The following is a 269-nucleotide window of genomic DNA, read 5'->3' on the forward strand; positions in this document are numbered from 1 at the left end:
AGCTTGGATGCGAAGAACAACCCGCTGGTCGAGATTGATGCAGTCGTGCCTTGGGAGGAGTTTCGCCCGGTTCTCGAGCAGGTCTGGCGCAAGGCCATGGATGCCGTGCTGATGGTCAAGGCGCTGGTGCTGAGCGCGCATCAGGCCCGACCTTCCATCCACCTCGGTACGTTGAACCCGGGGCAGGCCTTGGCCGCGTATTCGTTGTGGCCACTGACCCGCTCGATCTGCGTGCGCGAGCTGATCGCGTCGACCATCTGGCCCAGGGT

1 pseudogene is annotated in these 269 nt (G+C 63.6%); it reads left to right on the plus strand.

Features of this window, described 5'->3' with window-relative positions:
• A pseudogene (locus tag ACSNOK_RS34395) lies at positions 1–269 on the plus strand (hypothetical protein); the annotation flags it as partial.

The organism is Streptomyces sp. URMC 126, from assembly GCF_051386555.1.
In the GTDB taxonomy this organism is placed as follows: domain Bacteria; phylum Actinomycetota; class Actinomycetes; order Streptomycetales; family Streptomycetaceae; genus Streptomyces.